Annotated in this window: 23 protein-coding genes, 1 pseudogene and 2 riboswitches; all 24 genes and pseudogenes read right to left on the bottom strand. The window is 41.2% G+C overall.

Annotation, left to right across the window (positions count from 1 at the left end; translation table 11 throughout):
* Positions 1-57: 57 nt before the first annotated feature.
* Positions 58-2,745, bottom strand: coding sequence for a BNR repeat-containing protein (locus tag KJW29_RS28525; protein WP_214627195.1), 2,688 nt, complete (start codon positions 2,743-2,745; stop codon positions 58-60).
* A gap of 319 nt (positions 2,746-3,064) precedes the next feature.
* The gene (locus tag KJW29_RS28520) at positions 3,065-3,868 is read right to left on the bottom strand and encodes a transglutaminase-like domain-containing protein (RefSeq protein ID WP_214627194.1); all 804 of its coding nucleotides are present in this window, start codon (positions 3,866-3,868) and stop codon (positions 3,065-3,067) included.
* A 14-nt stretch (positions 3,869-3,882) separates the two neighbouring features.
* A riboswitch (cyclic di-GMP riboswitch) is annotated at positions 3,883-3,963 on the bottom strand.
* 145 nt (positions 3,964-4,108) lie between these two features.
* A riboswitch (cyclic di-GMP riboswitch) is annotated at positions 4,109-4,195 on the bottom strand.
* Positions 4,196-4,722: 527 nt separating this feature from the next.
* Positions 4,723-5,817: a stalk domain-containing protein gene (locus KJW29_RS28515; protein ID WP_214627193.1), complete on the bottom strand. Its 1,095-nt coding sequence runs from the start codon at positions 5,815-5,817 to the stop codon at positions 4,723-4,725.
* Positions 5,818-6,001: 184 nt separating this feature from the next.
* A complete protein-coding gene (locus tag KJW29_RS28510) occupies positions 6,002-6,817 on the bottom strand; it encodes a hypothetical protein (protein ID WP_214627192.1) in 816 nt (271 codons plus the stop codon).
* A 48-nt stretch (positions 6,818-6,865) separates the two neighbouring features.
* Positions 6,866-7,324 (bottom strand): VanZ family protein, encoded by a 459-nt coding sequence (locus KJW29_RS28505; RefSeq protein WP_214627191.1) that lies wholly within the window; start codon positions 7,322-7,324, stop codon positions 6,866-6,868.
* A 127-nt stretch (positions 7,325-7,451) separates the two neighbouring features.
* Positions 7,452-7,796, bottom strand: coding sequence for a PH domain-containing protein (locus KJW29_RS28500; protein WP_181376932.1), 345 nt, complete (start codon positions 7,794-7,796; stop codon positions 7,452-7,454).
* Positions 7,797-7,988: 192 nt separating this feature from the next.
* Positions 7,989-9,020 carry an SDR family NAD(P)-dependent oxidoreductase gene (locus KJW29_RS28495; RefSeq protein WP_246608420.1) on the bottom strand — a complete coding sequence of 344 codons (1,032 nt, stop codon included), beginning with the start codon at positions 9,018-9,020 and terminating at the stop codon, positions 7,989-7,991.
* A gap of 88 nt (positions 9,021-9,108) precedes the next feature.
* A pseudogene (locus tag KJW29_RS28490) lies at positions 9,109-9,476 on the bottom strand (UDP-glucose 6-dehydrogenase); the annotation flags it as partial.
* A gap of 320 nt (positions 9,477-9,796) precedes the next feature.
* On the bottom strand, positions 9,797-10,951 hold the full coding sequence (locus KJW29_RS28485) for a DegT/DnrJ/EryC1/StrS family aminotransferase (protein WP_214627190.1): 1,155 nt from the start codon (positions 10,949-10,951) through the stop codon (positions 9,797-9,799).
* A gap of 25 nt (positions 10,952-10,976) precedes the next feature.
* Entirely contained in the window at positions 10,977-11,543 is a 567-nt protein-coding gene (locus tag KJW29_RS28480) for an acyltransferase (protein WP_087571637.1), read from the bottom strand.
* On the bottom strand, positions 11,543-12,622 hold the full coding sequence (locus KJW29_RS28475) for a Gfo/Idh/MocA family protein (protein WP_087571636.1): 1,080 nt from the start codon (positions 12,620-12,622) through the stop codon (positions 11,543-11,545). The genes KJW29_RS28480 and KJW29_RS28475 overlap by 1 nt, the downstream gene beginning before the upstream one ends.
* A 15-nt stretch (positions 12,623-12,637) precedes the next feature.
* Positions 12,638-13,945: a nucleotide sugar dehydrogenase gene (locus tag KJW29_RS28470; protein WP_214627189.1), complete on the bottom strand. Its 1,308-nt coding sequence runs from the start codon at positions 13,943-13,945 to the stop codon at positions 12,638-12,640.
* A gap of 30 nt (positions 13,946-13,975) precedes the next feature.
* A complete protein-coding gene (gene murJ, locus KJW29_RS28465) occupies positions 13,976-15,514 on the bottom strand; it encodes a murein biosynthesis integral membrane protein MurJ (protein ID WP_214627188.1) in 1,539 nt (512 codons plus the stop codon).
* A gap of 6 nt (positions 15,515-15,520) precedes the next feature.
* Positions 15,521-16,729, bottom strand: a complete 1,209-nt coding sequence (locus tag KJW29_RS28460) for a glycosyltransferase (RefSeq protein ID WP_087571633.1) — start codon at positions 16,727-16,729, stop codon at positions 15,521-15,523.
* Complete coding sequence (locus tag KJW29_RS28455) at positions 16,726-17,766, bottom strand: glycosyltransferase (RefSeq protein WP_214627187.1); 1,041 nt, start codon at positions 17,764-17,766, stop codon at positions 16,726-16,728. The genes KJW29_RS28460 and KJW29_RS28455 overlap by 4 nt, the downstream gene beginning before the upstream one ends.
* Positions 17,738-18,928, bottom strand: a complete 1,191-nt coding sequence (locus tag KJW29_RS28450) for an O-antigen ligase family protein (RefSeq protein WP_214627186.1) — start codon at positions 18,926-18,928, stop codon at positions 17,738-17,740. Before KJW29_RS28450 ends, KJW29_RS28455 begins: the two co-directional genes overlap by 29 nt.
* Before the next feature lie 247 nt (positions 18,929-19,175).
* Entirely contained in the window at positions 19,176-19,631 is a 456-nt protein-coding gene (locus KJW29_RS28445; RefSeq protein WP_087571630.1) for a serine O-acetyltransferase, read from the bottom strand.
* Between the two features lies 1 nt (position 19,632).
* A complete protein-coding gene (locus KJW29_RS28440; RefSeq protein WP_214627185.1) occupies positions 19,633-20,211 on the bottom strand; it encodes a DapH/DapD/GlmU-related protein in 579 nt (192 codons plus the stop codon).
* Between the two features lie 108 nt (positions 20,212-20,319).
* A complete protein-coding gene (locus KJW29_RS28435) occupies positions 20,320-21,477 on the bottom strand; it encodes a glycosyltransferase family 4 protein (RefSeq protein ID WP_214627184.1) in 1,158 nt (385 codons plus the stop codon).
* A 14-nt stretch (positions 21,478-21,491) separates the two neighbouring features.
* Positions 21,492-22,694, bottom strand: coding sequence for an ATP-grasp domain-containing protein (locus tag KJW29_RS28430; RefSeq protein ID WP_214627183.1), 1,203 nt, complete (start codon positions 22,692-22,694; stop codon positions 21,492-21,494).
* Between the two features lie 22 nt (positions 22,695-22,716).
* Positions 22,717-23,232 (bottom strand): GNAT family N-acetyltransferase, encoded by a 516-nt coding sequence (locus KJW29_RS28425; RefSeq protein WP_214627182.1) that lies wholly within the window; start codon positions 23,230-23,232, stop codon positions 22,717-22,719.
* A gap of 32 nt (positions 23,233-23,264) precedes the next feature.
* A complete protein-coding gene (locus KJW29_RS28420; RefSeq protein WP_214627181.1) occupies positions 23,265-23,876 on the bottom strand; it encodes a sugar transferase in 612 nt (203 codons plus the stop codon).
* Positions 23,877-23,901: 25 nt separating this feature from the next.
* Positions 23,902-25,131: a DegT/DnrJ/EryC1/StrS family aminotransferase gene (locus KJW29_RS28415; protein ID WP_214627180.1), complete on the bottom strand. Its 1,230-nt coding sequence runs from the start codon at positions 25,129-25,131 to the stop codon at positions 23,902-23,904.
* Positions 25,132-25,239: 108 nt separating this feature from the next.
* Positions 25,240-26,127 (bottom strand): UTP--glucose-1-phosphate uridylyltransferase GalU, encoded by an 888-nt coding sequence (gene galU, locus KJW29_RS28410; RefSeq protein WP_087571624.1) that lies wholly within the window; start codon positions 26,125-26,127, stop codon positions 25,240-25,242.
* Between the last annotated feature and the right edge of the window lie 2 nt (positions 26,128-26,129).

The raw sequence follows: 26,129 nt of genomic DNA, 5'->3' as shown, positions 1-26,129 counted from the left end.
TTATCACGGACGCCGCCCTTGGCTGCCTATGAGCAATACATCCAATCCAATAGATCATTACTCCAATTCGTTAGCGAAATCGCCATTTCGATTGATAGAAATTGCATTCGGATTCGAACTCAGGCGATACACTTCGAGCGGTACTGGCCCAGGTAACGGAGGATTGCGCGGTTGATCCTGATTGGACGGCAGGCTTTCCCGTCGCAGCATATAACGCTCGTGCTCATTTCCTGACGATCCAAGATCCGTACTCCACCGAACCTCCATGGACGGGAAATCCGAACGGACCTCGGTAAATTCACTAGGCAGTTGCGGCGTGTCGAGCTCGGCGATCGGATGCAGATTGTCCGGGTTCAAAACCCAAGTACGCTTTACGCCATGAACGCTGAAATCCAATCGAAGGTTGTTGTCCGGAAGCAACGAGACACGACCGAGGGTCACTTCGAGAAGAAGGGTTCCATGTCCCCAAATATTCCATCGTCCTGTCCAGTCGCTGATTTGGTTGATTTCCCAGCCCGTATTCGTGAGCCGCGCAATATAAATTTGCGTATTTCCAAACGGGTCGTACTTGTGATAGCTAACTAGCACCCGGCCCTGCGCATCAAACCCGACCATGTTGCTGCCGTTGATAATCCCTCCGTTCATGGGAATCGAGTCGATCGCTTCGCCGGTCGAATACGTAATCGGCAGTGTAAGCGGAGTTCCGTCGCTCTTCTCCCAATGAACGAGATCCTGGCTTCTCGCATAAGACAGTCGCTGGTTGGTCGCGGCATTGCCATTATCCCTCCAAACCCATACCACATGGTAATAGCCATCCGGGCCGAGCCTGGGAGAATCGACGTAAGCATTACGCAGGCCCTCTCCGTCATGCAGCGGCTGGTCGAGAAGCCCTCGCCATTGTTGCGTTTCCTCATCGTAGATATTGTAAAGATCTACGCCATTGCCGCTTAGTCCAAAGCGGTACCGGAAAATCAAGCTGCCGTCAGCGGCACTCAAAAAGGTGGGATAAGTCATCTGCCATTCCTTGGCCGGATTGACCATGTTCAGGATTCGAGTGAGCGTCGTCACATCACCCGGGGTTGTCGTTCGAAAATAGATAAGCGGCACATTGTGCATATTGCCCGACACATGGAGTTGGCCAGTCCGGTCGAGCGCCATGGTGACATAGTTGTGGCTGTCCCATCCGACGAACGTATCCAGCGGCTGCCGGACCCAGACGTCCTCGTCAAGCTTGCGATGCGCGATCACCATTTGACGATCGGCGTTATAGTAGGCGACATACTGGTCATTGCCATGAGTGAGCAAGGAATATCCGACCGGATGCCCGGCCCATGTCATATCGACCAGGCTTTTATCCACGATGGTTTCCTGACCGGTTGGCAGTTGGTACGGCTCTCCTGTCCCCGCAGCCGGAGTCCATACCAGCGGCCCCGATACAGGCGCCACAGCGGGCTCGGCCGAATTTGTGATGCGAATGTCATCAACTTGCAATTTTCCCGATTCCGAATAGAAACCCGCATATCCGCCTACGAGAAGCTTGTCCAGGGGCGTGACCTCCGAGCGGACAAGCAATTTGTTTTCACCGTCATATATATCAAGATTCACCAATCCATAAGAGGGCGATGAAATCCGGAAAGTATAGTACTTACCCGTCACGGCGGGAATTGTTCCCATCGCGATCAGGCTTTCGCCGTTAACCGCGGAGTTTGCAACTTGCAGTAGCTGCCAGACTCCCGGACGTTGATCCGGGTACGTCACCATCCGCAGGGCATAGTAGTTCTGCGTACCGTCGCCATTGTCGGAGATATTGAATGCGATACCGTTCCACCGGGATTCGGTGTTGCGCAACGTTGCCTCGACGGCAAACGACTTCCCCAGCTCCAGATCGGTCTGGGCAATCACCATCTCGTTCGGACCGCTATCCGACTGAAGCGCGTTTCCTTGAATTGACCAGTCGCCGCGCAACTCGGTCCAGCCATTGCCTACAACGCTACTATTAGCCCGGTCGAAACCGTCCAGCCAGTTGGGCGCTACGGCGGGCTCGGTCGAAGATGTGAGGCGGATGTCTTGAACCTGCAATTTTCCTGACTCCGAATAGAAACCCGCGTATCCGCCTATGAGATGCTTGTTAAGAGGTGTCGCCACCGAGCGGGTAATGAATTCGTTCTGACCGTCAAGTATCGCGAGGTTCACCACACCGTAAGCAAACGACGAGACTCGAAATTTATAGTCCTTGCCCGTCACGACAGGGATTGCTCCCGTCGCAATCAGGCTCTCGTTGTTCACCGTGGAGCGCGTAACTCGGAGCAGCTGCCAGACTCCTGGACGTTGATTGGGGTACGTCACCATCCGCAGGGCATAGTAGTTCTGCGTACCGTCTCCGTTGTCGGCGATATTGAATGCAATACCGTTCCACCGGGATTCCGTGTTGCGCAACGTTGCCTCGATGGTGAACGTTCTCCCCAGTTCCTGACCGGTCTGGGCAATCACCATCTCGTTCGGACCATTATCCGACTGAAGCGCGTTTCCCTTAAGTGACCAATCGCCGCGCAATTCGGTCCAGCCATTGCCTACATCGTTACTATCCGCCCGGTTAAAAGGATCTGTCCAGTTCCATTCATCCACTGGAGCAGCGCTAGCGATTCGCACCATCCCTGCAGGGATGATCGAGGCAGTAAGAAACGTAAGAACGAACAATAAACGCAGAAGCTTAACTGGGAAATACGTTGTTTGGAAATTAACCATGACATTCACCTCGGATCTGATTTTTTCAATCTGTTACCCCTCATTTTGAGAATCACTCCCCCTTCTTCCCTCCTCTCATCCTTATGTTGACAATCCGCCAAATTCAGCAAAAAGGCCGTAAAGCCGCTTCCATAAGTGAAGCGCTTTCAATTGGCGGAGTCCAGCAATCCCCTTCATTATCAGGGAGGCTGCCTTTGGTTGCCTATGAGCAATACATCCAATCCGATTGATCTTTTCTCCAAGCGGGTAGCTGGCTAGGCGCACACTGCAAAAAAAGAGACCCGCTTCGCGAGTCTCCTTCTTCTTATGAACCTATATATTAGTACTGTTTGGTTTTCGTATACTTGGTTGCGTCCTTTGCAAATACGGTCGCTTTGTTGCTTTGCTTAATGCCTGCGTCCACTGTCGTATCCACGATGACCCACTTGCCGTTAAGATAAACCTCGTTCCATGCGTGGTAGACGTCTACATAATCGGAATCGCCCATGACCAGCTTGGTCGGAATATCAAGGCTTCTCAGCATTGCCGCGTATGTCGAAGCGTATCCGTAGCAGATCGCCTTCTTCGAAGCAAGCGTCTTGTCGATGCTCGGCAGGTAGTCGGAAGTGACGGTGTCCGCCAGAACCTTGTCATACGCGATATTTGCGATGATGTAGTTGTATACGGCTTTCGCTTTTTCTTCATCCGTCGTTTTGCCCTTGGCCAGCTCCTTCGCTTTCGCAATGGCTTGGCTGGTGCTTGTCCAGCTTACATTTTGAACGGAATTAAGGTACACGACCTTCTCATCCTTGAGGTTCAGCTTAACCGCTTGTTGCTTAACCGCTTTATACGAGGTGCCCGAGATGTTCTCCAGAAGCATGATCTTGTAATCGCCATTTCCCAGTTGCAGCGGGAGAGTCTCCGTTACGCGGCCTGTAGCCAGACTATACGTATAGTTTTCTTTGCCCTTCGCGATCATGACTTTCATCTTGACCTTCGGCTTTACGTCATAGGTTACCTTGACAATGCCTTGTGCCAATGCCGACGTGTCCAGCCAAGCGGCACCTGCATCATCGGCCGATACAGCTTGTACCGATGTAAACAGCACGAATACCGATACAACCATCATAATGAATTTACGCATAACAAAAAACTCCCTTCGGTGGCCAGGCTGCCATCTGTTTAGAAGGCCCTATAGCTTTGCGTCCCTGCCTTTCGACAGGTTTGCCATTATCGTGTGAAGCTTTAGAGGTAGTCTCGGAGCTGAAAACCGAACTTTTTGAACACTCCGCGAAACGTCCGCGGCGTATGATTGGCTGATGATGTTCAATAAAGACCTATTGCCGTGCGATAAAGTCCTATAAACAACAAAAAAGCCCAATCATTCGGTAGCTGGCTGTCATCAATCCATGGATTGGAAGACCCTATAGCTTTGCGTCCCTGGCTTTCGCCAAGTTTGCCGTTATCGTGTCTCGCTTTTATAGTTCCATGTTACCACAATTTTCTAGAGTTGCAACCCTTTTTTCTGACAAATGGACACTTGGTTCGATGCTGGCCTTCAACGCTCGTCAAACCGATTGAACAACATTGTCGCCTGAGAGAACACAAGCTTCTCGCAAAACTAGAAAATAGTAGTTTTAGCCCATATGAATAAGCACATTTTCCTAGTAAATAGGTAAAAAGTTTGATATTATTAGGAGAGTATGTAAGCGAGGTGATGGATATGTCCGGATATATAATGTTCACCGAATTAACGACACCGCTCAAGCTAATCGGTATTAGAATTTTTCGCGACGAGAACGGCCATTACTGGTACAAAGTCAGGAAGAACAGCCGCAAGCGGATCTTTTCTAAATTCTGATCAATCCCAGTTCTTATACATGCCCTGTCAGACGCAGAATCGATCGGCTCCGCAGCAGTACCGAACGGTTACATAGTCCAGACACAGCAAGAGAGGCTCCCGGGCTGCAAGCCCGGGAGCCTCTTCTCTTTTGTATCCTATAGCATGGATTCCGCAATCTTGCGGCCTGCCTCTAGCTCTTCTTCAAACTTGATTCGATATTCGGCAAGGATAGCTGTGCTGTGGCCGCCCGCCGTCAACGCCGCCGAGGTGTCGGCAATGATGGTCTCGAAGTTGGCCGTACAAGTTGCTACCGCCGCTTGAATATCCGCTTTTAGCTTCTGTTTGCCCGCTTCGCTTGTATCGGTATAGCTCAGCACGATTCCCGTCAACGTAGATTCGCAGCTCGAACGCAAAGCGTACAGCTTGGTTTCCGCACCCGAGGTAATCTGCGCATACGTCTGGTTCGCCGGCGCTCCTCCGCCAGGCGCCCCCCCTCCGCCGCCGTTGCCCGCTCCGGGAGCGCCGCCGCCCGTGCCGGAATTGCCTTCTCCGGGTTTCCCGCCATTGTTCGATTCCCCATGCTCCGCCTGGTACGCCTTCGACTGTCCGCTGACCGTTCTTGTCGCAGGATCCCAGTCAATCTTGGTCCCGAGCGACTCTGCCAGGAAGCGCAACGGCACGTAGATCGATCCATTGAGAATAAATAGGGACTGGCCCTCCGGCAGCGCCTTAGCTTTGCCGTTAAAGATCAGCGTCGCTTCCTTGACCTTCATGGTCAGCGTCTGCGTCGTCTGGCTTGGCTTGCCGCCGCTCGCCGCAAGCAGCTGCTTTTTGAGATCGGCTAGCTCCGCTGCCGTGGGCTCCGAGATGGTCACTTGATTTTTTGCGGGATCCCAGCCCACCTGCTTCAGCAAAGCATAGGAGAGATAACGGATAGGCACGTAGGTCCGTCCCTGATGGATAAAAGCGTGCTGTCCCTTAGGCAGCGTCAGTTCCTTATCGTCGAAGATGAGCCTGACCGGCTGCGTCTTGACCTGCACCGTCGTTTCCTTTTTAGGCTGCACGGCCTGCGCCTTTACTGTCGCAGCTGCCGCTGTATAAGACACTCCCGCTCCGTTAACAGCGGACGCAGGCACAGCCGCCGCCCGTCCGGTGCCTTCTGCCGCTCCCATTGCCGCTTGCAGAGGTGTCGCCATTAACAACAGGGACGCCATTAACGTCATCCCCCATAATTTCGTCTTCCTTGCCATTCTTTAATCTTCCTCTCCGTCTTAGGGCGTGTCTGAATACTCCGAGGGGAGCAGATTTTGCCGAATTTTCGTTCCATGCAAGGAACTTTTGTGAAGGCGTACGGGGGGTACATCAAGCAAAAGTGACGAAGCAGGGGGCGGAAAGGCGGTGAAAGATGCCCCAGAGCGGGTTTTCAGTCACGCCCTAGTCCAGTGCCGCCGCAATCTCTACCAGCGCCGCCGATCGCGCGTCTTGCTTGGCCCGCTCGTATTCCGAGCTCCAATCCGGCATCTCGCTTGCCGATAGGCCCGCATCCTTGTACTTCGCCTGCGCATCGCCTACCAGTTGATTAAATTGCGCGTCGCACGAAGCCTCGGCGGCAACAACTTGACCCAGATACTCCGACTGGAGCGTCTCAAGAGCTGCCTCCTTATTCTCGGCGATTTCCGCCTTGATCGAGGACACCAGCTTCGAGCTTGTCGCCTTGCAAGTGCTGCGGAGCGACTCCATCGATGCCGTAACCGCCGCATCAATCTCGCTCTTGCTCGCCTTGCCGCCGCCAGTCGTTGGCGCCGTCGCGCTTGGCTCCGGTTTCGCGGCAGGCGTATCTGAGCCGCTGCCGCCAGAATTAGCCGGCGTTCCCGGCACGCCACCGCCGCTGCCGCCGGTTGACCCCGGCGTTTCGGCGCCCGACTTGCCCGTCTGGCCTTCTCCGCCCGCAGGCTTGTCCGGCGTCACGCTGTCTCCAGGGTTGCCGCCAGGGGCCGGCGAGACGCTTTGGCCATCCCCGCCTGCTATTCCATCCTGATCCCCATCTTGGTCCCCGCCGCCATCGCTATCCTTATTGCCCTCGCCTTGCGCCGGATCGCTCTCATCCGGTTGATCCGACTCTGCCAGCTGCTGCTTGAGCTCCTTGGCATCGTTCATCTTGGCTGTCAGTGTCACCACGCCATAAGTCGCCGCGCCCAATACGAGCAGCAGTCCGACGACGATAAGCGATATTCTTTGTTTGGCTCCCATATGTAAAGTCCTCCTTGCCGCTTATTCTAGTTGCCAACCGCTCCGGCCTTATATTCGCTCCCGTCCGAGGCTAGCGCCGATCCGTGCTGCCCCCTTGAATAGGAGAATGCCGATTGAGGCTCCGATACTATCAATGATGACATCGCTGGCTTGGCCCGATCTGCCCGATACGAATAGCTGATGCAGCTCGTCGGACACGGCAAACAACACGCACACCAGCAGGGTGATCGCCACGCCGCGCCCGCCTCTTACGCCCAGCTTGGTCAAAGTGCCCAAGACAAGCATGCCGAGCACCAGATAGATCAGACCATGGGCCAGCTTGCGAACGACACGGTTCAACTCTCCCGCATCCAGCTCCAATCCCGGCAGCATGACGCGAATCGTCGTCGCAATGGCATCCGAGAGTCCGCTGCTAAGCGCATTGGAATCCGACGCCTGTTGATTAGAGAAGCCGATAATAACCGCCATCCATACAAGCACGGCGGCACCGTACATAAACTTTCGCATAGGCAATTTCCTTTACTTTACACCATAATCCCCCACGTACCAGTCGCGAAGAGCAGCAATCCTGCCTCGCATCTAAGACGTGGAAAAAGACGGAAATGTTGCTCCATATGTCTGCCGTTATTCGACCTTACACTTCCGTCAGCTCGAACGCTCTGTTCTTGATCCGGGCATTCTCTGTCGCGTGGCCTAGCAGATCCGATACGTGGACACTATTACGAACATTTCGAAGCGTATAGGAAGGAGTACTCGTATCCGTGGATACAATCGTTATATCCCCGAACTTTAGTATTCTCTCAAACAGATTCCGTTTCAGGGAAACATCGCGGATGCGGTACAATTGAATCTCCTCGCGCCGCTTCGTAAAGACGCCTTTCTCGACAATCAGTCTGCGATCCGTCAATTTATAATGCGTAAACGTCGGAAATCCGAAATTAAAAGGTTTGCCTTCCCACAGCACAGTCTCGTTCAGCATTCAAACAGCTCCTTAACAAACAGATTCGTTCCAGTTCTACATGCTTTCTCCAGTTGAAAGCCTCCGTTAATTGTACCCTGATGCCCGCCTGATGTCGACGGGATGGATCAAAAAGACTAGACAAAAACTCCGTGGCTCAGGAGCAACGGAGTTTTTAACAATAAACGATTTATGCCTTACGTGTCTTACACATTATGCCTTGTTTACCCCATAATACTCCACGTACCAATCCGCGAAGCGCTGCAGTCCTACCTCGATTGGCGTCTCCGGCTTGAAGTCCACCGCCTGCTGCAGCCGATCCGTTGAAGCGTAAGTCGCGGGTACGTCGCCAGGCTTGAGGGGTTCGAATATTTTGTCGAAGAGGATCTCCCTGTCCGTCGCCTTGCTCAAGGCTCTCTCCAGCGTCTCGATAAACGTCATCAGCTTCTCCGGACTGTTGTTGCCGATGTTGTACACGCGGTGAGGAACGCCATCCGTTGGCGGCTGCGCAATAAGTCGCTCGATCCCCGTCACGATATCGTCGATGTACGTGAAGTCGCGGTACAGATCGTTGTCGAAGTCCCCGTTGTTGAAGATGTGAATCGGCTTGCCCGCAAAATAACGATCCGCGAAACCAAAGTACGCCATATCCGGCCGGCCCATCGGTCCGTACACCGTAAAAAATCGCAGTCCCGTCGCCGGTATACGGTACAGGTGGCTGTACGTATGCGCCATCAGCTCATTCGACTTCTTCGTCGCCGCATAGAGCGACACCGGATGATCGACGAAGTCCGTCTCCTCAAACGGCACCTTCTTATTGGCCCCATACACCGAGCTCGACGAAGCGTACACCAAATGCTCCACGGGAAAATGCCTGCAAGCCTCTAAGATGTGAAAAAAGCCGGTAATGTTGCTCTCGATATAAGCATCCGGATTCTCAATGGAATAACGCACTCCCGCTTGCGCTGCCAAATGAACAACAACAGCCGGCTTATACTGCTCGAACAGCGACATAACCGCCGTGTGATCCGAAATGCTGGCCTCGACGAAAACGAAACCCTCATGCGGCATCAGCTCCGCCAGTCGAGCACGCTTGAGATTCACGTCATAATAATCGTTCACATTATCCAGACCGACGACCGTACACCCTTGCTCAAGCAATCGTTTGGCTACGTAATAACCGATAAACCCCGCCGCGCCTGTCACCAGATAGACCTTCCCTGCAGCTATCGCATGTTCTCCCAATCTACCTCGACTCCTTCACTCCTTCTCTGATCGCTGGCTTGCGCCCTATCGAATAATATTCCACTCCGGCATCCTTCATGCCATCGACCGCATACAGGTTGCGACCGTCATAAACGAGCGGCGTTTGCATCAACTTCGGATTCGAAGCGACCTCTACTCGCACTCCGTGGGCGAGGCAGTCATGGATGAACTGCTCCACCTTGTTATTCGTCCCGACGGGTACCGTCGACTTCAACACGACCAGACAGTCCTTTTCGATCGTCCCGGCGATCTGTCTCGCCACGTTGTGATGTAGGACAAGTTAGACCAGCCGTCTAGCTGGCTGCTTGCTCCGGCGTGCCGACACTGATAAATTTGGCATCTGCCTCTTTATATGCAGCTACATAGTCGGCGGTATAGTCAACTCTACCGGCCTCAGGAATTTTTCCTTATGAGCTGCTCCAGATCGGCCTTAAAGTAAGCGTCAAACAGCCCCCACCTTGTTTTCAAGATGAGGGCTGTTTGACGCTTACTTTTCCACTGAGACATATCATGACATTTCTCTTTACAGACTTAGAACAATTCCTTCTTTATTTTATAATTTTTCAATCCTAATCTACAGTGTTGTGAAAACCCTACGACCGGTGATCGCTCCAGATGACGAGAAAGCCAAGTCGAAGTTCAAAACATGACAACGATATGAAGACACGTTTAAATCTGAAATCCACTTAGTGCATTACTTTCGTGAACATTTTTGAATTTCCAAAATAAACAAGAATATATGCAACCCAATGCTTTCAATTGAATTGAGCTATATTAGAAACACTTGCGAGATATTCTTTAATCGAACTACACACCTTATCCACCTCTTCTTTACTCAAGTATGGATGCATCGGTAGCGAAAGAACAGTTTCAGTTAGCTTATTACTAACTGAATAATCAAAATTCATATTCTTCAAGTGGGAGAAGGCAGCTTGACTATGTAACCCTTTTTGATAATAAACCATACTAGGTATTCCATTTCCTCGTAGGTGGCGCTGCAATCCATCCCGTTCTTCCTTACTCCCAAGTTTTATAGTATATTGTGCAAAGCTTGAGTAGTAACCCTCCGGTATAACAGGAATATCCACAACGCTTCTCAACTGTTCGTTATAGAAACGACTTATTAGATTTACATTTTCTAACTCATGTTCAACAAAAGCCTTTAACTTCACCTTTAGAATTGAAGCCTGTATTGTATCCAGTCTAGAATTAACTCCAACTTGTATGTTATCATACTTACTTTTTCCTTTTCCATGAACTCTTAGCGATTTCAACGCTTCTGCAAGAGAACTGTCATTTGTAAATATTGCGCCGCCATCACCGTAACATCCTAAAGGCTTTGCTGGAAAAAATGAGGTTGTTGCAGCATTACCAAAACTACATGCTTTTTTTCCATTAATACTTCCACCAAATCCTTGAGCACCATCTTCAAGCACTAATAAGTTATACTTCTTCGATAATGCATCTATTTCATAGTGATTTGCCGGTAAACCAAATAAATCAACAGGGATAATTGCTCTTGCTCTCAATTTACCTTCCTCAATTGTTTTCTTAATTGCATCCTCAAGTTTGCTTACATCAATATTAAACGTATCTCTATTTACATCTATAAAGATAGGTGTGGCTCCCCTAAAAGATACAACTTCTCCCGTAGAAAAAAATGTGAAGTCTGGAACAAAAACCGCATCCCCTTTTTCTACTCCCCAGGCCATTAGAACAAGAGCCATTGCTTCCGTTCCATTTGCACAAGAAATACAATGATCTACTCCTACATATTCGGCTAAAAGTTCCTCTAATTCCTCAACTACTCCGCCCCCAATAAAGGAACCACTATCAATAACTTCCTGTATTGAGGAATCTATTTCCTGCTTATATCTTTGGTATTGACTTTTTAGGTCTCTAAACTCCATTCGAAATCATTCCCCACTTTAGGTGTTATCTAGTGTTTTCGCTCAATAGCATTCCAAACAAATGGTACTCCTTTGTACACTCTCGACAAGAATAATCACTTTTTAATACAGCACCACATTCACACACCCACCCTACCTGTCTAGCTGGCACTCCCCTGACTAGGGCAAAATCGGGAACATCCTTAGTTACAACCGCTCCAGATGCCACCATAGCCCACCGCCCAATAGTATTACCGCACACAATAGTAGCGTTTGCTCCAATAGATGCTCCATACTTTACAAGCGTTTTCCTATACTTCTCTCTGCCCTTTGGATATTTGCTTCGCGGTGTTAAATCATTTGTAAATACCATAGATGGTCCACAAAAAACATAGTCTTCCAGTTCTACTCCCTCATAGATCGAAACATTATTTTGTATTTTCACCCCGTTACCAACTTTTACGTTGTTAGAAATATTAACATTTTGACCCAATATGCAATTTTCTCCAAGATGAGTACCGCTTTGAATATGACAAAAGTGCCACACCTTAGTCCCTACTCCGATTTTTACATCTGTATCAATATAACTACTTTCATGCACAAAGTAATCCATTATTTGAACATTCCTTTAAAGTCCGAAGTATTGGCATTGGTCAGTGGTAATTTGACACGAGTTCCCTCTGCAGCAGATTTATAAATCGCCAAAACAAGCTCAAGCGCTTTTCTTCCATCTTCTGCTGAAACATATGGATCTCTATCGCCTTTAATTGCGTCAATTACATCATGGTATAACGGGATGTGGCCAAACCCATATACATTGGGGGGATTTTCTTGATATTCCTTCTTCACCTTTTCTGGGCTATCTAGCATATCTGCAAACATCCACTCCTCAATAATATTAACTGATTTCCCTCCCACTTTTACTGTCCCCTTGGAACCAAATATATACAGGGTCTCCTCAAGATTACTAGGATAAATGTTTGTTGTTCCTTCTACTACTCCATAACTTCCATTTTTAAATTTAATTAAAGCCAAACCTAGATCCTCTGCTTCGATAATGTCATGATTCACATTATCTATCATTCCAATAACTTCATCAATTTCATCGCCCATCATCCATCGCAACAAATCAATATTATGAATACATTGATTCATTAATGCTCCACCATCTTGCTCCCAGGTTCCTCTCCAAGGTGCTTGTTTATAATAATCTTCACCTCTATGCCAACGAACATGTGCTGTGCCATGGAGCAACTTACCGAATCTATTCTCTTGAACTGCTTCTCTTATTTTTTTAATAGATTTATTAAATCTATTTTGATGACACGCACTAACTTTGATATTTTTCTTTTTGGCTAATTCAATTATTTCATCCGCTTCCTCGAGTGAAAGTGCAATAGGTTTTTCAATAATTAAATGACATCCAGCTTCAATACAATCTATTGCAATCTGACCGTGCGAGCCACTTTCAGTACAAATGGCAATTAAGTCTACTGCAGAATTTCTTAATAATTCTTTATAATCGGTATACTGGGGTAGTGATTCAGTAAGATTAAAATCAGATATTATTCTTTTCATTTTTTCTGGTCTGATATCACACAACGCAACAATCTCAATATTATTTTCCAGGGCTGCAGCAATATGATTAGGTGAAATTCTGCCACAACCAATTAAAGCAAACTTTAGTTTCATGTGGTCGCTCCTCTTCTATAGCAATTCGATATTATTTCTATGTATTACATTTTTCATTGCATTTTTCGTATCAAAAATTTTATGTGCATTTTCTTGAACAAACATATAGTCTACATTTGTATGTGCTGTTGTAACTATAACAAGGTCTGAGTTCTGAATTAGATTAGCTGTCAATTCTAGCTCACCTTTTTTCACTTGCCCATGATTATTATATTCCGTCACATATGGGTCAAAATAAACTACTTTAGCGCCCCTTTTTTCTAGCTCCTCGATCACCCTAAGGGCGGGGCTCTCTCTGTAATCATTAATATCTTGTTTATACGCTACTCCAAGAATTAATATTTTAGAGCCATTCACAGCTTTCCTATCTCTATTTAGTATCTGGCCTGCCCTCTCGACACAGTACTCCGGCATACGATCATTAATCATCATTGAAGATTCAATCATTGAAGTATGGAAACCGAATTCTCTTGCTTTCCAAGATAGGTAATAAGGATCTAGAGGGATACAGTGTCCTCCTAAACCTGGGCCTGGATAAAAGGCCTGAAAACCAAAAGGCTTAGTTTTGGCAGCCTCGATGACTTCCCAGAAATTAATACCCATTTTGTTACATAGAATTGCCAACTCATTTACTAATCCAATATTTATATTTCTATACGTGTTTTCAAGAATTTTCTCCATTTCCGCAATTGAAGGAGATGATACGCGATGAATAGGTGCTTCTAAAATACTTTCATACAATGTCGCAGCAACATCTGTACATGAATCAGTCACTCCACCTACTACTTTTGGAGTGTTTTTGGTCTTGTAAAGTAAGTTTCCTGGATCAACTCGTTCTGGAGAGAATGCAAGATAGAAGTCTCTTCCGCATTTTAATCCTGATGATTCTAATATTGGTTTAAGTACTTCTTCAGTTGTCCCTGGATAAGTTGTTGATTCTAGTACAATTAACATATCTTTATGCATGTATGGAACGATACTTTCTGCAGATGCCCTAACATAACTAACATCTGGTTGTTGATGCTTATCAAGTGGTGTTGGAACACAGATGCAAATACAATCTGCCTTTGCTACTTCTGCGAAGTCTGTCGTTGCCAATAAATAGCCAGATTGAACAATAGCATCCAGATCTTCATTTACGACATCACCAATATAGTTTTCTCCCCGATTTACCATACTAACCCTTGATTCCTGAATATCAAACCCTAAAGTCTTATAGCCTGCCTTTGACTTCTCTACAGCAAGCGGAAGTCCTACATATCCCAACCCAATTACACCAAGTGTAGCAGTTTTATCACGTAATTTTTGCATTAATTTGTTCATTTTTTTTGCTCCTTCAAATATTTTTTTCTATTAGATCCTTAAGCTCCGTAGAATAATTCTCATTGCGTAAACTATCCCCTCCGACTTATGCAATGCCAATAATAAAATATATACAATTAAACTTAATACGATTAATGTCACTAATATAAGAATCTGATTAAGCCATGTTCCCGATAAATTGAATAGCATTTTATACATCAAGTATAAAAAAATCCCCATTAAGATGGACGAGCTTATGACCTTAAAAAACTCCTTAAAGAAAGATAGAATTGAAATATCTCCGATTTTTCGCTGTAAACTTATTAACAGTAAGATTGAACACATCACTGATGAAAGGCTCGCAGCTAATGCTAATCCTCCAATACCTAAAGGTTTAATCAAAATAAGGTTTAATATAATATTAAGTACAACAGCAATTGAGGTATTAATTAAAGGTGTTTTAGTATCATGGAGTGCAAAAAAAACTTTAACAATTATCTCTCTCAAACTTATTCCTAAAATGCTTACTGCCAAGTAGACCAGTGCCAGTGACGTTCGCTTAGTATCTTCGGTTCCAAACATTCCTCTTTCGAATACTATTTGAATAATCGGATACGCTAATATTATTATAATTATTATTATAGGAATAGTTATAGCACTTATAATACTAAGGCTATTAATTAGGCTTCTCTTTAAACCTAATATATCATTTGATACTGCAAGCCGGGACATTTTAGGATACAATACCGTTGCCAATGATATCGCAAACACACTAATTAAAAATGCAGTAAGTGTTTGTGCATAATTAAGAGCGGAAATGCTTCCTTCTTTTAATGTTGAAGCCAATAATCGATCAATAAATGCGTTTATTTGATTGAGTCCTGTCCCAAGTAAAACTGGTGCCATTAAAACATATGTTTTTAAAATAGTTGGTTCTCTTACTTTTAATACAGGCTGATATTTATAGCCTTTTCTTACTGCTAGTAATAGTATGAGCATTAGTTCTAAAATGCTTCCAAGAATAAACCCGTATGCAACTGTTTGAATATTATTCGGATCACTTAAAAAAATCGAAGTTATAATTGTAAAGTTTAAAACTAAACCTAATATCGATTGCCCTAGAAAAAAATTATTAATTTGTAGATATCCTCGAATAATATAGCCTATTCCAGTAACTATAATAGTCGGAAAGAATAATTTTGTCATTTGACTAGTTAATGAAATTGCATCTTCATTAAATCCTTGAGCAATTAATGCAACTATGTTCTCAGTGAAAATAATACCCAATATAGAAAAAATAATTGAGATTGTTATTACTATATTGAGTAAATTATTTGTAAACCCTAGTGCCTCAGCTCTGCCGTTATCTTTTTGAACTTTTGAGTAAACGGGTATATATGTTGAAAATGCTCCATAAGCTATACTAGCAAAAATTAAATTAGGGATAGTCTGCGCGAGTAAATAAGAATCTGTAAGTACACTTGCACCAAATTTTGAGGAAAAGTAAACATCTCTTGCAAAACCTAAGAGTTTGGAACACACCGTGAAAAACATAATCCAAACTATTGCTTTTTTTGCATTAGCCGCCATAAACAATCACTCACTTGTTATTTCATTTATAATTTGAATAAACTTACTTATGTGCGCCTCAATTGTAAAAGGAAGCGCTGCATCCCGCCCTTTTTGGCACAATTTTATAATCTCGTTATTTTCAGCTTCATTTGCTTTCAAAATACTATTGTATGCATAGGCAAGATTAGAAACATCACTCTCTTCAATCAGTATGCTATTGCTTTTATTAAGTATTTGATTATGGGCAGCATTATTATAAGCAATACATAATCTACCTGCTGCTAGTGCTTCCAGTAAAGCATGTGACAGGCCTGCAGCCAATTGATTATTAGATAAATTCAAAAAAACTAACACATGCGATTTATTTAATGCTTGAAATAATTCCTCTCTTTCAAGTACTCCAAAGTAATCCATATTTTCTTTTTCAGGAACGTTACAACCATGTCCCCATATATTAAATTTAATTTTCTCTTCATTAGTATTTCTTGCAAAAGACTGCCCATTATAAACATCGATGGATTCCAAAAAATCGAAAAACCCTTTTTCCCTATTAAACCTACCAATGTACGTAATATTAATGTGACTTTCATTAAAATTAGGTAATGGCATGCCTGAAAATTTTGTATAATCTACTGCATTTTCTATGGTTTTCATCTTTTTTGATACTTGGGGATAACTGGAAACATAATGACTATACGTATCCTTCCCATTCATAATTATTCTGTTGGATATTTTGAAAATTTTTTTTTCAAGAAATGCTGATATTGCTTGAATGCCTTTTCCTTTTCTTGAAGAAATTTCTTTTACCCCTATACTCCGCATCCATGTAATCACAGATATGTTCTTACGAAGCAAAAACTTCGCTATAATACCAACTACTGCTTCCATGTTTGCACTCATTAATAAAATAGTGTCACCACTACTTGCATATTTCATTATTTTTTGAGTAGTTTTAATGCAATAGTTTTTCATATTTAAGAATAAATTCTTCTTGTTCACATCACCCGCATTGATTGGAATAAATTTTAGTTTGTCTAAGCTATTGAATTTAATGTAGAGGGTATCCTGATTTAAAATAGGTTTAAGTCCATAAACTATAATTTCTGAAAAGATATTTTCCTTCAATAATCCCGGTAAAAAATAGTTTAACCACGTCTCTCTTCCTCCTCCGTATTCTTTAAGTTCTGAATATATCACAATATGAAGTTTACGTACTGATAAGCTATTGATCACTTCAGTATACCCCCATAAATTTTACTTACAGTCTCAAAGTATCGATCCATTTCTGTATACTTTCTTGATTCTATCTTTGCGTAATTCGACATTTCATTAAGTAAAGAATCATTAGAAAGCAGCTCATAGATTCTATCGACAAATTCTTCATCTGTGCTACATTTAAACCCATTTAAATTATCCTTGACAAGTTCTTTTAGACCCCCAACATTACAAACAACCACTGGCTTCCCTAATATCATGGCCTCAACTACAGCTAAACCAAAACCTTCAAATCTAGAGGTTGAAACCATTATTTTGGTACTACTCATATATTTATATGGATTATTTTTGAAACCCACTAAATGTACGTTTGTTACTAGATTATGTTTTTTTATTAATTCACTACATTCATTAAAAACGTCACCTTCTCCGACCATAATTGCTTTAATATTCGGAATTTTGTTTTTTACATTCCTTACAATTTCAATAAATTTAAAAGGGTCCTTCACAGGAGTTATTCTCCCAACAAACCCCAAGTCATATTGCTCATTGGTTTCCAATTGAGATAACAACAAAATTCTTTTAGCATCGACGACATTTGGTATTACTACAATTTTCTTATTTAATATTTTTGAAAATACAAATTCACTTTTCACCTGATTAGAGACTACTATTACTTTTTCGAAAAAGAGACTGAAAAATAAATAAAATAAAGATGTGAGACTTACTTTGCTCATCTTAGGGGAATTATAATGTATATGGGAAATGACTCTTGATCTAGACATTAATGATGGAATTACTGAATATACACTTGCGCGCAAATCGTGAGCGTGTATAATACTGGGGTTATGTTTTCTGATTTTTTTAATTACATTTATAAATGAAAATTTATGCATTCCAATGAATCGAATGTTTTCGGATTTTAGAGTTTCGCTAATAGCACCTTCTGGTGACATATATACAGATTCAGTAGAACTTATTTTATTTATAATGTTAATAGCAACACTCTCTGCCCCTGATAACGAATTACTTGTAAGTAGATGTAATATTCTCATATTTTTCACCCAGTTTTCTGATTGTTAGTCCTCTTTCTAATCCAATTAACATTCCTATTATAGGTAGATATCTTGAATTGATAATATCAGGAATGAATAATCCACCTAATAATATTGTTAATAGCGGTAGAGTAAGATTACTATTAATTTTAATAGAGTCGCGAAAAATTTTTAATATAAAAAAGATTAGTATTACTGTGAAGATTATTCCTGTCTGAACTAAGTACTGAATAATGATATTATGCGGAATAGCCAGTCCCGTTAAATCTTTATAACTCCTTACACCTAACCCTATTCCGGTTATAGGAAACGAATAAAAGTACTCCATTGCTTGGAGATAACCATCTATCCTTCCAGAATCATTTAAAAACTCTTCTGTGCCTCTAATAGCCGAGAAAAAATATACAGTAGCGATAGATAAGATCGCAATGAAAGGCAGTTTCAATACACTTCTAATTTTTATCTTTGAAAGAGATAAAAGAGCTTCTAGGACTAACGCAAGAATTAGTGCAATAATTCCAGTACGGGCAGATGAAATCACACAGGCTGCAAACATTAGACTAAGTAATAGTAATTGAGAGGTGTTAAACTTTTTTGATTTATATAGGAGAGCCATACCACTTACAATAAATAAAGACAAAAAACTGTAGTCATTAAACACAAAACCATACGCTATTCTATATGTTCCCATAAAGTCTATGTTGCCAATTTGGAAACCTAAAACTCTATGTAAAGCATATTGAAAAAGAATAAATACTGCAGTCACAATTGTAATATTAATATAAATTTGCTTTAATTTTATGATTTCGGTTTCAGTAATATATTTCGTTTTATATAATTGATACCCTATTAGAGGCAAAAATACAAATATTAAAATATTCAAAAACTGTTTAGCGGCATCTATTAAATTGTGTGAAAAATAAGTTAGAACACTCCCTAGCACAATTAAACAAATCACACAAAATAACAACGAACGACTGTACTTTGAGATAATTAAATACTTTAATGTCATTACCAATAATATAATAAAAAAAAGGTTAAACCATGATATTGGAATTTCACCATACTGGCCACCGAATATGTTTAAAAATGAAATTGGTAGGCTAATTATTAGTAATTTAAGTGTCGTTAGTAGCGCGCCATTACCCTTTGAATTTCTCATCCAAATTACTCCAAATAAACATAGACTAATAACAAAAACAAGTGGATTGTTTTTTATGTAATTGAAAAAATATATTGTATACAAGAAAATTGTCAATAAATTTTCATGCTTATTTTCTCTTGTCGTTGACTTCGAAAGTATATATGACATTTGTTTGCTCCTTGCATCATAATCATCAAGTTGATTCAATACGTTCTCAATTAAGGGGCGTTTTTTATTGTATGGCTTTTTTAATTCCGATACCAACTTATGAATTTTGAGAATTTAAAAAAGTTGCTTCTTCCTCATTAATTTCTCTAATTATTCTTCCTGGAACACCAACTACTACCGAATTGTCTGGTACATCTTTTGTTACCACGCAATTAGCTCCTATAATAACATTATTACCTATATTAACACCTAGAATTTTAGCACCTGTAGATACATATACATTATTACCTATGACAGGACGTTTTCCACTTGTAAAGTTTCCCCCTATCGTAACATTTGTTCCAATCAATACATACTCCCCAATAATCGCATGTTTATGAATAACAACCCCAATACCACCATAATTCAGCCTTGTACCTTTTCCTAAAATTGCGGTATAAGGTATAATTGAATTATAAATAAAGAAAATTAGATAGTAAAATAATTTAGGTAATATCTTGATTTTTTTTCTATAAAGAAAACGAGCAATATTGTATAGTTTAATTGAATTCAACTCATCTACCTCCTCTTTCACTGAGTTTTATTATCCTTGCAGGGTTCCCCCCTATGACACAATTTCCATCTATAAAACTCTTGGTCACTACGCTACCAGCCCCAACAATGGTGTTATCTCCGATAACTACATCTGGTAAAATAATTGCATTCATTCCTATCCAGCAATTCTTCCCTATGTATACCCCGTTGCCTTTAACATGACTAGATAAGTTTTTGGAGTCGTGATTTGACGTTATAATCCCTACATTAGGGCCAATGAACGTCCCCTTTCCAATAACTATTTTTGCATTAAAGTTTTGAAAATACTTGCCTTTTCCTTGGAAATTATTAATGTCATCAGGATGAAATTCTATATTTTTGGGGTCATACAAAGTGTTAAATGCTGATACTGGCCATGGTATATGTCTGTTATATCCTAATATCTTTTGCAAGAAAAGTCCTTCCCAGGCCCATTTCCATCCCATAGCACTATTATCAAACCATTTTCCCTGAAGGTATTTTTTTTTATATATCAATGAGAGTATTAATTTTGAGGCAACTATAAATATTTTTTTTGAGATTTTGTACAAACTTTTCATTTTATATATTCCTCTCATCGAATATGTAGAGTAAAGTCACATCGGCCTGAATTTCATTTTAGCCAAATATTATGGATTGTTTTTTTAAGGTGATTCGATTCAAAAAGCTTACAATTCCTTTTCGTATATGCTCATAATAATTTTCTTAACATTTTCAACATCAAATTCTTTAATTCTATTGAGGTTATTTTGACCCATACTCACTCTTAGCTTAGGATTTTCTATCAGACGAGCTATTCCTTGTGAGATACCATTAATATCTTCAGAATCAAATAATAGTCCACCCTCTCCATTAACTATTAAGTCAACATTTCCACGTATATTAGAACAAATACAAGGTAATCCAGCGGACATGGCTTCCATCAATGAACGAGGCAAACCTTCTTGTTTGCTTGTAAACAAAAAAATATCGGATAGCATAAGTAGTTCTTTTATATCAGTTCTGTAACCCAAAAAGTGAATATTATTTTCTATCCCTAAGACTTCAGCTAATTTTTTCAGCTTTTCCGTTTCTGGTCCTACTCCGCAAATCAAAAAATGTATTTTTGAGTTATTTAGTTTAGAAATTGCTTTTATTGAACTAGAGTAGTTTTTTCTTCCGATTAAGTCCCCCATCGCTATTAGGATGTAATCATCCTTTTTAAGACCCAGAGATTTTTTAATATTATCTGCTTTTGAACTATCAACAACACTATATTCATCAGTATCAATTCCTACTCCAGGAACATAATATACATTTCCCCCTTTTCTAAGTCTAAAACTTTGTGCTGCATTATAATCTTCTTTATTCATTGTAATAATTACATCCGTAAACCTTGCAAGCCCTTTCTCAACCCATTTTATAAGCGTCCTATTAAATAAAGGGGCTCCTTTATAAAAATGAAAACCATGAGCTGTATATATGACTATAGGAACACGTTTGATACGACCACAAATACGTGCTACTAGCCCTCCTATCGGAGTATTACAGTGAATGACTTGAACCTCTTCCTTCTTCAAAAAACTTAATAGATTTTTAAAAGCTATATAGTTACTTTTGATATCAACTAAACTCCTATATGTACTTGAATTGTATAATTTAACGTTCAGCTCGCATTCCAACTCAGCTGCATATCTTCTATTGACTCCCATATTAACCTCATAGCCTAAATTAATTGCTGCCTCAATACAAGGACGACTTACATTCGTTAAGTGAATTTTGTCGCGGCTATTATTTTCTTCCAAATTAGGTTTAGTGCTATTCGAAATAAAAAGATATTTTTTCATTTTATATATCCATTCTAATTATTTTTTTCAATCTCAAACTGAATTAAATTCATCACATCATTACACCTATTTATTGCATCAACTGCGGACGAAGCAAACGAAATTACATGCCCTACCCTATCAGTGCTGCTTGTAATTTCTGTTACTATTTCTCCTTTATTCTTGTTCAAATGTATCTCAACAACACCCGGTAGCATCCTTGCTTCTTCTATCCCTACAATGTTGGTTATTTTCCCAGTATAAGTTTCAAAGTACCTAATAGCCGCAGCCATATCTTTATTCTTTGATATTATTGGGAAGTCTCCCATTGCAATTTTTATTGTAGCTGCTACTATATCTATTCCTGTGGCAAGAGGAACTAAATGAGTAGTAATATTATCGCCACCTAATCTAGCCCCTATTTCTACTATTTTCGGACCAGCTTCTGTTACAATTATTTCTGTATGAGAAGGCCCATTAATTATTCCTACGGATTGAATGGCTTTCCGAGTAATGGATTGAACTTGTTCTTTTATTTCTTCTGATAATTGGGATGGAATGGTATGACCTACTTCAACAAAATTTGGCGCTCCTGTAGTTACTTTATCCGTAATCGCTATAATAGTTGTCTTCCCCTCAAAAGTGAGAGCTTCTACACTAACTTCAACCCCCTCCATATACTCTTCAATGATTATCTCGCCGCTTCTTGAATATTTCTTGCTGTATTTAAACGCATACTCCACAATTTGTTTGTTATGGATATTCTCAATTAAGAAAACACCTCTACTGCCAGAATTATCAGCGGGTTTTACAATAACCTTTCCGGAAAAGTTACCTATAATATTCATATAATCGTCAAGAGTCACTGCCTTGTAAAAGCTGGGTACTGAAACACCTCTACTTTTTAAAACACTTCTCATTAAATATTTATTGGTTACATTTAATGCTGTTTCTCTAGTTATTCCTACTATTTTTAAAGTTTCGGAAACGGCCGCTACTGTTCTCATCGGCATATCACTTGCAAGAGTCATAATTGCATTAATCTGATACTTTTGGGCAACTTCAATGATCCCAAGTACATCTAATGTGCTAAGATTAATACATACATCTGCAAAATTAAAGCCTATTGCATTAACATCCATATCCACTGCGATAACCTCTAGACCCATTTCTTTTCCTTTAATAATAGCTGGTAGCTGTAAATTACTGGCTCCAAGGATCATAATTTTTTTCTTCATTAGCTTGTGTCCTTTTAAAAAATTAGTATTTACTAATAATCCCCATTAATATTCTATCGTGGTAGGCTCCTGCTCTAAAAACGCTCTCCTTTAATATACCTTCTACGATAAAACCGGCTTTTTCGTATGATCTAATTGCCCGAGTATTATATGAAAAAGCAAACAATTGAATCCTGTGCAAATTCATCTCTTTAAATGCAAAATCAACCATTAACTTAACTGACTCTGTACCTAGCCCTTGTCCCCATAAATCCTCCTCACCAATATAAATATAAAGCTCTGCATTTCTGTTGATAAAATCGATTTGCTTTAACCCAATGATTCCAATTAATTTCTTGGATTCAGTATCTTCAATTCCAAAAATCTTACTAAATTGATCGACGATTTTCTTTTCAAACCATTGTTTATGTTCCAATTCTGAAACTGGATAGACTGTTCCTGTCAGTTCTTTTAATCGTGGATTATTAACCCAATGTAATAATAGGATTGAGTCACTCTGATTAAGCGCTCTTAATATAATTCGCTCTCCATTGATCATCGCTGGTAGCCCGTCCTTTTCACGTTAAAAACTCATCCATTATATTCTCTTGAAAAACCTTGATTATTAATTTTTTCTTTCTTCAGTACAGTTACTAATGTAATGAAAAATATTTTTATGTCGAGTTTCAGAGTTAAATTACTGACGTAATAAACATCATTACCAAACTTTTCATCTTGAGATATAGAATTCCTAAAGTATGCTTGATTGTACCCCGTAATTCCCGGTCTAACAGCGAGTTTTCTTTTCTGTGCATCTGTATAGATTAATGCAGCATCAGGCAGATCTGGTCGAGGCCCTATAATACTCATATCACCTTTTATTATGTTCAATAGTTGGGGTGTCTCATCTAGACTTGTCCTCCGTAAAAAATGGCCAATTTTAGTCAGCCTAGGGTCACGCTCTGAATTATAGGTTGATCCATCTTGATTCCTAATATCAGGGGAATTCATCTTCATTGAACGAAATTTATACATACTAAATACTTTACCATCTCTCCCTAAGCGTGGTGCATTATAAAAAATAGATCCTTTGTCATGAAAGTATATAGCAGGACCGATTATGAATAATATAATTAACCAAAATGGTAATGCTAATAATGAGATAACAAGATCAATGAATCGTTTTAAGAAATGTTTATACATTAAGATCCCCACCTGAATTTATTAGTCACGATACTCTAACAATACTTCTAGTTAACTTTAGTAGATTTTCTATCACATATTCTATATCTTCATTACTCAGCATGCTATGTAGAGGGAGTGTTATTTCATTTTGATACATTTCAAAAGCATTAGGATAATCAGCAATATTGAACCCCATTTTTTTATATGCGGTCAGCATTGGTAATGGTTTATAATGAACATTGCATGCTACCCCTCGTTCAGCCATGTTTGCCACTAGTTGATTTCTCTCATTTTCATTTATACCAGGAACCCTAACCAAATATAAGTGACCTGAAGAAGAACTTTCAGCACTGTAGTGCTTCATACACTCAATGCCTGATGAGATAAGTAGACTTTCATACTTTTCTATCAATTCCTTCCGCCTTTTCAACATCTGCTCATATCTTTTCAATTGTGCCAACCCAATAGCCGCCATGATATCGGTCATGTTACATTTATAGGCGGGGTAAACAATATCATATTCCCAAGACCCGACCTGAGTCTTAGCCAATGCGTCCTTAGATTGACCATGCAGGCTGTATAACATGAATTGTTTATATAGCCATTCCCCATCAATGGCATCTCTTTCCCGCCAAACAACCGCTCCACCTTCTGCAGTTGTTAGATTTTTAACCGCATGGAATGAGAAGCATGTAAAGTCAGCAACTTGTCCGCACTTAAGTCCATTTCTTTCAGCGCCGAATGCATGTGCGGCATCTGCCATTATAATGACACGACCGAAAGAGCTTTGAATATCATTTCCCGCATTATATACACCTTTTTTTCTCTCAACTACACCAAATAATGTCTCATAGTCACACATTCTCCCCGCTATATCGACTGGTATAATTACTTTTGTCTTTTCAGTTATGGCGTCCTCAACCTTTGCATAATCCATTTCAAAAGTATCTGGCGATGTATCAACCAAAACAATTTTAGCACCAACATGAGCAATTACCGACGCCGTAGCAGTGTATGTATAAGCAGATGTAATAACTTCATCGCCCGGACCTACTCCTAGAATCCGTAAAGTAAGCTCCATAGCAGCAGTGGCAGAATTTAGACATACTGCTTTTGATACTCCAATATATTCTGCAATTTTTTTTTCGAATAATTTAGTACGGGGACCTGTAGTGATCCACCCTGACTTCATTGTCTTGATAACTTCTTCTATTTCGACTTCGGATATATCCGGTGGAGAAAACGGTATATGTCTTACTGTGGAATCAATCATGAAATAACCTCCATGGATTTTATATTAATTCAGAAGTTTGCAAGAAGATTTATAGAATTAGCAATCTATATTCAATTAAGTTCATATTACTAGTTACTGTAAGAAAAATTATACTTTTGTTTTCTCCATGTGCTTGTCCAGTACAGTATAGAGATAATTAATTAACTCTTCTTTCAAACCATCGTTCTTTAGCGCCATTTCTATTGTGGTCTTAATAAATCCTAGCTTCTCGCCAACGTCGTATCGAGTACCTTCAAAATCATAGGCATATACAGCCTCATATTGATTCAAAGCAGCAATAGCATCAGTCAATTGAATCTCATCACCGGCTCCCGGTGCTTGACTCTCTAATATCTCAAAAATCTTAGGGCTTAATATGTATCGACCCATTATTGCAATATTAGAAGGCGCATCCTCAATTCTCGGCTTTTCAACAAGCCCACTAACACTAAATAAGCGGTCATGAATCATTTTGCCATCTACGATACCGTATCTGGACACTTCATGTTCATGAACGCTTTGAACCCCAATTATGGAACAACTGTACCGATCATATTGTTCAATCATTTGCTTTAGACAGGGCTTCTCAGCCTGTACAATGTCGTCACCAAGAAGAACAGCAAAGGGCTCATTGCCAATAAACTTACGGGCACACCAAATGGCATGACCGAGCCCTTTCGCTTCCTTTTGTCGAATGTAATGAATGTCTACCATCCTGGAAGACTTCAGAACTTCGTTTAATAGGTCCATCTTGCCCTTCTCCAACAAATTTTGCTCTAATTCAAAAGAGTTGTCGAAATGATCTTCTATAGCTCTTTTACCTTTGCCCGTAACAATAATAATATCCTCAATGCCCGACTCGACGGCTTCTTCGACAATGTATTGAATAGTTGGCTTATCGACAATTGGCATCATTTCTTTAGGCATTGCTTTAGTAGCTGGAAGAAAGCGTGTGCCTAGTCCCGCAGCCGGAATAATAGCTTTCCTTACTCGCATCT

Source organism: Paenibacillus agaridevorans (assembly GCF_018604145.1).
Lineage (GTDB): Bacteria > Bacillota > Bacilli > Paenibacillales > Paenibacillaceae > Pristimantibacillus > Pristimantibacillus agaridevorans.
The sequence above is the reverse complement of the archived record's forward strand: the minus strand, read 5'-3'. Positions and strand labels throughout refer to the sequence as shown.